6 protein-coding genes and 1 pseudogene are annotated in these 11,761 nt (G+C 69.5%); 3 read left to right on the forward strand and 4 right to left on the reverse strand.

Annotated elements, in window-relative coordinates:
* Positions 1–338: 338 nt before the first annotated feature.
* The gene (locus AB0B96_RS33280; protein WP_362905190.1) at positions 339–1,154 is read left to right on the forward strand and encodes a crotonase/enoyl-CoA hydratase family protein; all 816 of its coding nucleotides are present in this window, start codon (positions 339–341) and stop codon (positions 1,152–1,154) included.
* 177 nt (positions 1,155–1,331) lie between these two features.
* The gene (locus AB0B96_RS33285; RefSeq protein WP_362905192.1) at positions 1,332–2,558 is read left to right on the forward strand and encodes a cysteine desulfurase-like protein; all 1,227 of its coding nucleotides are present in this window, start codon (positions 1,332–1,334) and stop codon (positions 2,556–2,558) included.
* 148 nt (positions 2,559–2,706) lie between these two features.
* Here AB0B96_RS33285 and AB0B96_RS33290 read toward each other — a convergent pair whose 3' ends face one another.
* From AB0B96_RS33290 to AB0B96_RS33305, 4 genes are all read right to left on the reverse strand, one after another.
* Positions 2,707–6,048, reverse strand: a complete 3,342-nt coding sequence (locus AB0B96_RS33290; RefSeq protein ID WP_362905194.1) for a family 16 glycoside hydrolase — start codon at positions 6,046–6,048, stop codon at positions 2,707–2,709.
* A 278-nt stretch (positions 6,049–6,326) separates the two neighbouring features.
* Complete coding sequence (locus AB0B96_RS33295) at positions 6,327–8,057, reverse strand: hypothetical protein (RefSeq protein WP_362905196.1); 1,731 nt, start codon at positions 8,055–8,057, stop codon at positions 6,327–6,329.
* Positions 8,058–8,207: 150 nt separating this feature from the next.
* Complete coding sequence (locus tag AB0B96_RS33300; RefSeq protein ID WP_362504135.1) at positions 8,208–9,323, reverse strand: nitronate monooxygenase family protein; 1,116 nt, start codon at positions 9,321–9,323, stop codon at positions 8,208–8,210.
* A gap of 242 nt (positions 9,324–9,565) precedes the next feature.
* Complete coding sequence (locus AB0B96_RS33305) at positions 9,566–10,480, reverse strand: DUF3068 domain-containing protein (protein ID WP_362905198.1); 915 nt, start codon at positions 10,478–10,480, stop codon at positions 9,566–9,568.
* A gap of 202 nt (positions 10,481–10,682) precedes the next feature.
* Here AB0B96_RS33305 and AB0B96_RS33310 point away from each other — a divergent pair.
* Positions 10,683–11,753 (forward strand): annotated as a pseudogene (locus AB0B96_RS33310) (acyltransferase); the annotation flags it as partial.
* Positions 11,754–11,761 lie beyond the last annotated feature (8 nt).

An 11,761-nucleotide genomic window follows, 5' to 3' on the forward strand; every position in this document is an offset into this window, starting at 1 on the left:
GAAGTGCATCACGTTCTCTTTATCGCGACAAGCCCTGGCGGAACGGGGTATATAGAACAAGAATCTGTTCTTGTGCGCATGGGCAGACTAACCTCGGGAGGTGCGCCTAGCAAGCGCTTGACCCAGCACAGGCCCCACTCTTTCCGCGTGGGATCGGCCCTCCTCGGAGACGTCCCTCCCGGCGTCGCCGAGACCCCGCTCCCACCCCCCGCACGGGAGCGAACGCCCCCTCACCGCGCGGGAGCGAACGGTCCCCGGGCGGCCACACCGCACGGGAGTCGGCACGCGTCCAGAATTTCCCCCACCAGGCACCTGGTTGAACCAACGGAGGTCGTCCCGTGGAACTCCTGCCGATCAGCACACCGCACTGCCGGATCGAGCGTGACGGTCACGTCGTGGTCGTCACCATGGACCGGCCGGAGGCGAGGAACGCGCTCTCCACCGACATGCTGGTCGGCCTGGCCGACGCCTGGGCGTACGTCTCCGAGGAGCCCGAGGTCCGCGTCGCCGTCCTCACCGGCGCGCACGGGACGTTCTGCGCGGGCGCCGACCTGAAGGCGATGGGCACCCCTTCGCAGGACGCCCGGGTCAGGGAGCGCGCCGCGGCCATCCCCGACTTCCACTGGAAGGGCCTGCTCCGCGACTCCGGCGCGCTGCCGACGAAACCGATCGTCTGCGCGGTCGAGGGATACGCCGTGGCCGGGGGCACCGAACTGCTCGTCGGCACCGACATGAGGGTGGTCGCCGAGTCCGCCACCCTCGGCCTGTTCGAGGCCCGCCGCGCCCTCTTCCCCATGGGCGGCTCCGCGATCCGCCTGCCCCGCCAGATCCCGTACGCCTTCGCGATGGACATCCTGCTCACCGGCCGCGCCGTCACCGCGCGGGAGGCACTGGCCATGGGCCTGGTCAACCGGGTCGTCCCCGACGGGGAGGCACTCACGACCGCCCTGGAGATCGCCGCCCGGATCGCCGAGTGCGGCCCCCTCGCCGTCCAGGCCATCCTCCGCACCTACCGCGAGACCCTGGGCCTGCCCGAGGCCGAGGCACTGAAGGTCTCCGACGCCGTCGGCTGGCCGGTCATCGGCTCGGCGGATGCCAAGGAGGGCTCCCGCGCCTTCCGCGAGAAGCGCCCACCCTCCTACCGGGGCGAATGACCCGGGTGCCGTCCACGCTCCAAGCCCTCGTCCACGCGTGGACCAGCGCGTCCCCTGCCCGCCCCAGCCGGCACACCACCTACCCAAATCAACCTGACGAAGTACTCTGGCCACGTTCCGCTCCAATGGGGACGCCTGACAAGAACACCGATGGCCGGCAGCGGTCCTGGAGGCTTTGTGGCATACGACGTGGCGGCTGTACGGGCGCACTTTCCCGCGTTGGACGAGGGTGCGGCGCACTTCGACGGGCCCGGGGGGTCGCAGGTGCCCGAGCCGGTCGCGGAGGCCGTGGCCGGTGCGCTGCGGGCCGCCGTCTCCAACCGGGGGGCCGAGACCGCCGCCGAGCGGCGCGCCGACGGGATCGTGGCCGAGGCGCGCCAGGCGATGGCCGACCTGCTCGGTGCCACCCCGGGCGGCGTCGTGTTCGGCCGGAGCATGACCCAGCTCACCTACGACATGGCCCGCGCGCTCGCCAAGGAGTGGGGACCCGGTGACGAGGTCGTGGTCACCACCCTGGACCACGACGCGAACATCCGGCCCTGGGTGCATGCCGCCGAGGCGCGCGGGGTCACGGTACGCCGGGCCGACTTCGACCCGGAAAGCGGCGAGCTGAGCGTCGACACGATCGCCCACCTGCTCGGCGGGCGCACCCGGCTGGTGGCCGTCACGGCCGCGTCGAACCTGCTGGGCAGCCGTCCGGACATTTCGGCGATCGCCGAACGGGTGCACGCGGCCGGGGCGCTGCTCTACGTCGACGGCGTGCACCTGACGCCGCACAGCCTGGTCGACGTCGGACGGCTGGGCGCCGACTTCTACGCCTGCTCGCCGTACAAGTTTCTCGGCCCGCACCTGGGCGTGCTCGCCGCCGACCCCGGCCTGCTGGAGAGCGTCCACCCCGACAAGCTGCTCCCCGCCACCGACGCGGTGCCCGAACGCTTCGAGCTGGGCACGCTGCCCTACGAGCTGCTCGCCGGCACGACGGCGGCGGTCGACTTCCTCGCCGGGCTCGTACCGGGTGAGGGGACCAGGCGCGAACGCCTGGAAGGCTCGATGGCCGCGCTGGAGGAGCACGAGAGGATCCTGCTCGAACGGCTCGACGCAGGGCTGGCCGAGATCGCCGGAGTGACCTTCTACGGCGCGGCGTCGCGCGCCCGCACCCCCACGACCCTGTTCTCCGTCGACCACGTCAGGTCCGCCGACGCCTACCGCTTCCTGGCCGAACGCGGCGTCAACGCCCCCGCGGGCAGCTTCTACGCGCTGGAGTGCTCCCGCCGCCTGGGCCTCGGCGACACCGGCGCCATCCGGGCCGGAATCGCGCCGTACACCGACGAGTCCGACGTGGACAGGCTCCTCAAGGGTGTCCAGGAGCTGGCCGGGGAGGCGGTACGGCCCGAACCGGCGTGAACGGCACCGCCACGGGCGGAGCCCGGTTCCCGGACGAACGGCGGGAAGGACGAGGGCGTCGCGGTGCGCTCACGGCCCGGCGGGTGGCCCCATGCACAGGGCAGGCCGCCCCGCGCGGAGAGCGGGACGGCCTGCTGAGCGGATGAGGTCAGGAGACGGGTTCGATCCATATGTTGCGGAAGCGGGGGTTCTCGCCGGCGTCGCCGTGGTCCTGAAGGCGGATCCCGCCCGAGGCCACGCTCTCCGGGATGTGGTCGCCCGTGCCGCCGTCGACGGCCACGTCGTCGTGCACCACCACGCCGTTCCAGACGACCGTGACCCGCGCGTTGTCGGTCTTCACTCCCGCGCTGGTATACCGGGCCGCGCGGAAGGTGATGTCGTAGGTCTGCCACGTTCCCGAGGCGGTGGCCATGTTGCGGTCGGGCGCGCGCTTGTTGTAGATCGCGCCCGCCTCGTTGGCGGCCGGCGTGGTGTCACCGTACGACTCCAGGACCTGGATCTCGTAGCGTTCCTGGAGGAAGATGCCGCTGTTGCCCCGCTGCTGGCCGGTCACGTCCGGCGGGTAGTCCGGCTCGTACCACTCGGCGTGGAGCTTGAAGTCGCCGAACGTCCGCCGGGTGCGGATGTCGCCGCCGTAGGACTCCACGGAGCCGTTCGCGATCGGCCAGGTCGCCGTCCCGCCGGCCCGTTTCTCCCACGCCGCCAGACTGGACCCGTCGAACAGCGTGATCCGCTCCGCCTTCGACACGGTGATGTGGTCGAGGTTGACGTTGCCCGTGTCGCCGGAGTCGTACCTGTAGGCGATCGTGTTCGTGCCCCGGTTCAGGTTGAGCGGCTCCGTCTGGACGGCCCAGGCGTCCCAGCCGCCGGTGGCGGCCAGCCGCACCTGCCTGACCTTGGTCCCGTTGACGTACACGCTCAACGACCTGCCGACGTCGGCCGCGTAGCGGAGCCCCACGTTGTGCGTGCCGGTCGTGTCCGACCACACGGAGAACGACGTGCTCGCGCCCTGGTTCCAGTAGCCGTCGACGAAGCCCTTGTAGGTGTAGCCCTGGTGGTTCTGGTTCGCCTTCGCGCCACCGGCCAGCGTGGCGTTCTCCGCCTCGAACACCCGCTGCGCGGCCACGGTGATGGAGTCCAGGTTGACGTGGCCCACGTCACCGCTGTCGAACCTGTAGGCGATGAGGTTGGCGCCCTCCTTCAACGCGAGCGGTTCGACCCGGGTGGCCCACAGGTCCCAGGTCTCCGTGGTGGGCAGCGGCACCTGCCTGACCTTGGTCCCGTTGACGTACACGCTCAGGGACTTGGTGCCGGGCGCGGGGTTCGGGCCGTTGGAGTAGCGCAGGCCGACGTGGTACGTGCCCTCCCTGGCCGCGTGCACGGCGAACTGCGTGGCCGCTCCCACGCTCTGGTAACCGTCGACGAAGCCGCTTCCCGAGTAGCTCAGATGATCGGTGTTCAGCTTCGCGCCGCCGCTGTGCGAGGCGCTCTCCGCCTCGTACACGGTGTCCGTCTCCGGACCGTCGACCATCGAGTTGAGCGTGTACCAGGCCTCGGTGCTCCACAGCGGCTGCCCCGACGCCGAACTGAACGGGCGCGGCGACCGCAGGTGCACCACGCGCCCCGGCTTGAGACCGGCGATCTTCAGCGTGACCTTCTTACCGCTGGGGTTCAGGTCCGCGGAGGTGACGGTCAGCGGCTCCTCGTCCACCTTGGGGCCACCGTAGGTGGAGGCCGCGGCGTACCGCCACTGGGTGGCCTGGTACCTCGCCGCCAGCGACGCGGCGGTCTCGGCCGACAGCGGCTGGGTGTACTGCAGCTCGAAGCCGCCCTCGATCGCGCGCATCTTCAGGATGTCGAAGGTCTTGTCATCGCCGGGGGTCAGCTTCTGCAGTCCGTAGGTGAGTTTGCCCGGCTGGCCCCAGTTTCCGCCGGCGCCGAGACCTCCGGCGTAGACGGCGCCGTCGGGCCCCAGGCTGATCCGGTTGACCCCCGCCTCAAGGCCCTGGGTGAAGCGGAAGACCGCGCCCTGGTACTCGCCGTTGACCTTCTCCAGGTAGCCGCGCTGGATCCCGCCGTAGGTGACGTCGCCGAACAGCATCTGCCCCGCGTACCTGCCCTGCTTCATGAGCAGTGGCGTGCTGGGGGAATTGGCGATCTCGTTGTGCGGCAGCCAGAGCACGGGCGCGCTCACCACGTTGTCGTCGAACCGGCCGTCGGGGTTGGTGTAGTGGTTGAAGAACCGGTCCTTCTTGACGTGCACCAGTTTCGAGGCGGGCAGCCAGCCGCCCTGGTTGTCCATGACGAACAGGTCGTCGTTCGGGCCCCAGCCGAGCCCGTTGGGCGTGCGCAGGCCGCCGGCGACGTACTCGACCTTGCCGGTGGCCTTGTCGACCTTGATGGTCGTGCCCCTGTCCGGCGCCGGTTGCGGGTCGGTGGTGGCACCGCCGTAGTTGATGGCGACGGAGAGGTTGATGTAGAAGTGGCCGTCACGGTAGAGCAGCCCGAACGCGAACTCGTGGAAGTTGCCGCCGAACGGCCAGGTCGCCACGGTCCTGAGGTTGTCGGCGACCTCGTCGCCGTCGGTGTCGTTCAGCTCCACCAGCCGGGACTTCTCCGAGACGTAGAGCTTGCCGTCCACGTACTTGATCCCCATGGGCTCCTGGAGCCCACCGGCGATCTTCTTGGTGGTCACCTGCGCGGGTGAGGTCTTGCCCGTGACGTTGTCGAGCAGGTAGACCTCGCCGAGCTTGGTTTCCGAGCCGCCCCACGTGGCGACCGCCAACCGGCCGTCGGGCAGCCAGTCCATCGCGGTCACCTGCGGCTGGAAACCCTCCGGTCGCAGGTCGGTGAGCGTGAAGTCGGGGTGTACCGACTCCAGCGGCAGCCCGTCGCCCGGAGAGTCGGCGCCGCTCTCGCACTCCTTGCGCCCGGGGGCGGTGACCCGCACCACGTCCGCGTCCGTGCTCAGCACCGAGTTCGGCACGAGGGCGAACCCCGAGGATCCCGGTGGTTTCCACTCCAGCTTGAGCTGCTGGCCGTACAGGTGCTCGAAGTGGTCGACGCGCAACGCGTGGTAACCGGTGGTCAGGGTGATCGTGCCGTCCACGGCGATCGGCCCGTGCCGCCCGTCGTTGGTGATCACGACGGTGTCGTCGATGCGCAGCCGAGAGCCGTCGTCACTGGTGAGCCGGAACTCGTAGGTGCCCGCGGTGGCGATGGAGATGTTGCCGATCGCCTCGGTGACGAACATGTCGGTCAGGCCGAAGTCGGCGTCGGAGCTCCAGTCGATCGTGGGCATCAGCTTGTCCACGTTGGGTGTCTGACCGGGCTTGAGCGTGCAGAGCTTGGACAGTTCGACCTGGACGTCGTAGGTGCGCAGGGTGACGCCCGGCACCTGTGGCGGCACTGCCACGTGTGCTTGAGCGGGTACGGCGAGCCATGAGAGCGCGGTGAGCAGTAAGACGGATAACAGGAGGGATTTCCGCATGACCGTTCCATCTCGGTGAGGAGGCCGCTTTTCGGCGCGGCGTGGGGGGATGCGGCACCGCCGGTGTGACTGATCGGATGGCGGATGCCGGACCTGATTCGCTGTGACGGGGAGGAGTTAATGCCGCTCTGGCCGTAATCTAAAGCAAGATTTTCCACTTGCCCATACGTATATGCCGAAAACCAGCAAAAGTCATACCTATCACGACAAAAGAAGAGGACGTCGCGCTCCGGCGCGACCGCACCACCGATCACCGACCGCGCTTCGGAGCCGCCCCTCTAGCCCGGGACCGGGCCGCCGAAGAGGCCGCCGATGACGCAGACCCGGGTGTCGGCGGACAGGACCTCCATCCGTACCGAGGTGCCGGGGGCGGTGAAGGGGATGTGGATCCTGCCGGTTCCCTGTTCGAGGACGATCTCGACCTCCTGCTCCCCCACCTGCACGTAGGCCGCCGTCCTGGCGGTGGAGCGGTAGTCGAGGCCGAGGACGACCATGCCGCCCTTGTGCGCGAGGGGGATCGAGATCGTGCCGCCCAGCTGGGGGAAGCAGCCGCCGGGAGCGGCGACGTAGGGGCCGGTGAGGCGGACCGGGACGAGGCGGCGCCCGGTGGGGTCGAGCACGAGCGGGGCGACGGCGGGCCGGGGGTTGCGCATGAGGGCAGCGAGTTCGGGCGGGGCGAGCGGGCTGAGGGTGAGGTGGCTGAGCCCTTCGTCCCCGTACCCGAAGCCGAACTGGTCGTAGGGCGTCTGCTGGGGATAGATGTCACTGCCCGGCGGGGCGGAGGCGAGCGTGGCCCGCACCGAGGCGAGGTAGGAGCGGATCTCGGCCCGCCCCGGCTCCGTCCCCATCACGTATCTGTGCGCGGAGTAGACGGAGAAGGCGGCGACCGTCATCGCCAGCAACGCGCAGCCGGTCCCGGCGACGCGGGCCGGGATCCGCCAGCGGTACGGGCGCGCCTCGCCCAGCAGCGGGAGCATCGCCAGCCCCAGACAGAGGGCGATCACCGGGGTCACGTCCGCGAGGTAGCGGGCCTCCTCGCCCAGGGCCCGGTCCAGGGAGCGTCCGGCCAGGATCGGCACCATGAGGAGGGGCGGATAGAGGCAGAGGATCAGCCACGCCTTCCACGCTCCCCGCCTGAGGAGCAGGGTGACGGCGACGACCACCCCGATGAGCGCCCAGGCCGCGCCGACCATCGCCTGCGGCGGCACCGCGTAGAACTTGTACCACCAGGGCCCGGGTCCCCCGGCCGCGAGCACCGGGAGGGTGACGCCCAGCATCCGCGCCATGGCCCGGCCGGCCACCTCGGAGGAGGGCGCCCCGATCTCCTGGCCGTGCAGGCGGTCGAGCTGCAGGAGGAACAGGATCGAGTAGGCACCCGCCATGACCGCGTACGCGCCGAACACCGTCGCCAGGGAACGCAGGCGCTCACGGACGGGGAAGTACAGGACGGTGACCAGGACGAGCAGCAGGGGGATGGCGAAGACGGCCTTGAGGTGGAAGGAGCCGAGCCCGAACAGGAACCACAGCCCGGTCACGACCGCGTCCACGCCGCGCCCGGAGCGCAGGAACGTCACGTGCGAGGCGACCGCCATCGCGATGGCGATCTGCAGCGGCAGGGCCTGGACCGCCGCCGCCCACCAGTAGAAGGCGGGCAGGGCGAGCGGTGTGAACAGGTAGAGGGACAGCGGCACCAGGATCATCCAGCGGGCACCGAACAGCACGCGCAGCATGCGGTACACGGCGAGCGAGGCGGCGAGCTGGAAGAGCAGCAGTGCCGCCGCGGTCACCGTCCAGTCGTACGCGCCGAGCGAGGTGACGACCGTGTTGGCGATCATCCCGACCGGCATCACGTGCGCGGAGTAGACGCCGAAGAGGTAGTCGAGCCCGAAGGGTTCGGCCGCGGCCCTGCCCACCATGTTGAGGTCGTCGCCGAAGAAGCCGCCCCGGTGCAGGATCACGGCCCGCCAGGCGAGCTGGACCACGATGAGGACGAGCGCGGCGCCGAGCACCCGCCGTCCCCCGGGAAAGGACCGCGAAGGTCCTGTCGGGGGATCGGTGACATCGTCAGTGACACCATCGGTGACCTGCGGGGACGCCATCATTCTCCAAACTCATCGGCTCTGATGAGTTCTTAGCCCATTCCTTCGGACATGAGCTACCTACTCACCGGTAATGCGACCCAATCGTTCCATTGCCTCGACGTACTGCTCGATCATGCCGAAGACGACGTCCCTGGTGGACCTGACCTGGTTCATCGCGCCGATGATCTGCCCGGCCGGGAAGGTCGCCAGCTCGGTCGCGTCGGAACGGCCGATCCTGCGGAGCGCGTCGGAGATCAGCATGAACTGCAGCGGCATGGGGAGCGTGCCGGGCGACTCCTGGGACTCCCAGGCGTCGGTCCACTCGTTCCTGAGCAGCCGGGCGGGCTTGCCGGTCCACGACCGCGAGCGCACGGTGTCGCGCGAGGTCGCCCCCAGGATGCGGCGCTTGACCACCTCGGAGGTGTCGGCCTCCTCCACGGCGAGCCAGATCGATCCCGTCCACACGCCCTCGGCGCCGAGCGCGAGCCCGGCCGCCATCTGGCGGCCGTCGCCGATGCCGCCCGCGGCCAGTACGGGGACGTCGACGGCGTCCACGACCTGCGGGATGAGGACCATCGTGGAGATCTCCCCGGTGTGCCCGCCCGCCTCGGTGCCCTGGGCGACGACGATGTCCACCCCGACCTCGACCTGTTTGATCGCGTGCCGCGGGGTGGAGGCGAGCGCGGCGACCTTCACCCCCTTGGCGTGCGCCTGGTCGACCACGTCGGCGGGGGGCGGGCCCAGCGCGTTGGCGAGCAGTGCGATCGGGTGCCGCAGGGCCACCTCGACCTGCGGGCGCGCGGTGGCGTCGGTCCAGCCGAGCAGCACCTTGCCCGCGTCCGCGTCGGCCGAGAGCGGCGGCACGCCGTGGGAGGCGAGCAGGCCGTCGACGAAGTCCCGGTGGCCCTGGGGGATCATCCCCTGGAGCCGTCCCACGAGGTCCTCGGGCGAGTCGACGCCGAGGTCGGAGCCCGCGTACGAGGCGGGCATGACCACGTCGACGCCGTACGGTTTGCCGTCGACGTGGTCGTCGATCCACTTGAGCTCCATCTCGAGCTCCTCGGGGGTGAAGTAGAGGGCGCCGAGCACGCCCATCCCCCCCGCGCGACTGACCTCGGCGACGACGTCACGGCAGTGGCTGAACGCGAAGATCGGAAATTCAATCCCGAGCATGTCGGTAACACGTGTCCGCATGCTGCGACTGTACGACCGCGTCAAACTAACTGCAACGCGTTCTAGTAGAGAACCTTTCTTTCGACCGAAAACCTAAGCTACTCGTGAGTAATGAAGCAGGGAAAACGATGGAACGCGTTCCAGCGGTGCGTCCGGGAACGAGGGTTCACGAGGTTCACGGCGAACGGAAAAGGAGGCCGCGGGCGCGCGCCCGCGGCCTCCCTCCACACCTTCCCCGTCGAGGGCCCGGCGCCCCCGGTCTCTCACATGTCCCTGCGGCGCCTCACGAGCAGGACGCCGGTGACGACCAGGGCGAGGCCGATCACCAGGAGCACCAGCGGGATCATGGTCTTGAGCAGCGTGATGCTGTTCCTGCTGTCGAGCGCGTTCTTGACCAGGTCGTCCACGGTGTTCTGGGTCATCTTCACGTCGGCGGCGAAGGCGAGCGAGCGCTCGACGCCGTCCGAGGTCTTGAGCACGTCGTGGCGCTGCTGTTCCTGCCGCACCGGCGAGCCGGTGGCCGGCTCGATCCAGAAGGTGTTCACGCCGTCGTAGACGCGGTCCGCCTGCACGTCGCCGGGATCGTCCATGCCGAGGATGGAGGCCGGGACGGTGACGGTGTCGATCTTGGTCGGCGGGACGGTCTGCTCGAACCGGTATACCGAGAGCCCTCCGACCTGCTCCTCACCGACGAACTTGGCGTCGAACGCCTTGCCGGTGATCGCGTTGAACACGCTGTACGTCTTCTTCTCGACGTCGAAGGGCCACTTGTAGATCTGCCCCTGGAGTTGCACGGGGGTCTTGTCGACGTTGACGTTGCAGCAGTTCACGCCCTCGCCCGTGTACTTGTTGAACGCGCTGCGACGCTCGCTGAACGAGATGAGGGGGTTCTGGTTGGTGACGTCGTTGACCGCCGTGGCCTCCTCCCAGACGACCCGGTCGCCTTCGGCCGCGGTAACGTCCCCCCTGGTGGTGACGGTAATGTCAAGGTTGCCCTTCACCACCTTCAGGTCCCCGGGGCTGAAGTACTGGGCGTCGACGGCCTCCAGCTTGCTGATGCCGTACTGGTCGGCGGGGGCGGCGATGAGACCGGTCGCCACCTGGAACCGCACGAGCGGTGCCAGAACGATGAGAAACGCCCCGAGTCCGATGAATATCAAACCGATGACGCGACGCATCGCTCCTCCTGGGGCCGCCCGCTACACATATATCCCGCTCACCCTATAACAAGTTCCATTTCGCGATATGTTAGTGCTGGCAAACATCCACAGTCACCAGGGATGCCGAAAAGTGACCGAAACAGGTTCTATGCCGGTTCACCAGGGGTCCACCGGCAGGGACGTGCGGGATCTTCCCGCGGTCGGCGGGCATCTCGACGCGATGGACGGCGTCCGCGCGGTCGCCTCCTTCGGTGTCCTTCTCTACCACGTGGCGAGCACGACGGGCGCCTCCCTCAGGGAGGGCTTCCTGCCCGCCCTGCTCTCCAGGGGCGACATCGGGGTGCCGATCTTCTTCCTGCTGTCGGGCTTCCTCCTCTACCGGCCCTGGGCCGGCGAGGTCGTGCGGGGTGAGGCGCCCCCCGGCGCCGGCGGCTACCTGTGGAAGCGCGCGCTGCGCATCCTGCCCGCGTACTGGCTCGTGGTCGCCGTCGCGCTGCCGCTGTGGTCGTGGCCGCAGGCGGCCGAACCCGTCAACTGGCTGCCCTTCCTGCTGCTGGTGCAGAACTACGTGCCGGAGCCGTGGTGGGCCGGCGCGAGCCCGCCGGGGCTCGGGCAGATGTGGAGCCTCTCGGTCGAGATGACCTTCTATCTCGCCCTCCCGCTCCTCGCCGTCGCGCTGCGCGCCCTCGCGCGGCGCGGCGCGGACCCCGCGGCCAGGGCCAAGCGGCTGCTCGTCGGCATCGGCGCCCTCGCCCTGGTCTCCCCCCTCTGGGCGGTCTTCAGCCACATCCCCGCGCACCGCCCCGAACTCGGGCTCTGGCTCCCCCGGTCGATGCTCTACTTCGCGACGGGCATGGCCCTCGCCGTCGTCTCGTTCTGGGCGCACGCCGAGACCGACCCCGACGCCCCGGTGCGGCGGCTCACCAGGGGGGTGCGCGAGTCGTGGGTGACCTGCTGGATCATCGCCGCTTTCGTCTACGCCGTCGCGGCCAGCCCCATCGCGGGAGGCCGCCTCTTCGAGGTCCAGGACCTGTGGACGGACATCTTCGAGATGACCCTCTACACGGTCTTCGTCCTCGCCCTGCTCTCTCCCGTGGCCCTGCAGACCTCCGAACCCTCGCCGCTGCGCTCGCTGCTCGGCAACCGGGTGATGCGCTATCTCGGCCGCATCTCCTACGGCGTCTTCCTGTGGCAGTTCGTGGTGATCGTGGGCTGGTACGAGCTGACCGGGCAGCAGAGCTTCAGCGGCGATCTGCTCACGACGCTGGTGGTGTGCACCGCGTTCACCGTCCTGCTCGC

It is taken from the genome of Streptosporangium sp. NPDC049046 (assembly GCF_040649155.1).
In the GTDB taxonomy this organism is placed as follows: Bacteria; Actinomycetota; Actinomycetes; order Streptosporangiales; family Streptosporangiaceae; genus Streptosporangium.

Bases quoted from the DNA above. Each gene is read 5' to 3' on its own strand.
- AB0B96_RS33290 (WP_362905194.1), bottom strand. From the start codon at position 6,048: ATGCGGAAATCCCTCCTGTTATCCGTCTTACTGCTCACCGCGCTCTCA.
- AB0B96_RS33305 (WP_362905198.1), bottom strand. From the start codon at position 10,480: ATGCGTCGCGTCATCGGTTTGATATTCATCGGACTCGGGGCGTTTCTC.
- AB0B96_RS33300 (WP_362504135.1), bottom strand. From the start codon at position 9,323: ATGCGGACACGTGTTACCGACATGCTCGGGATTGAATTTCCGATCTTC.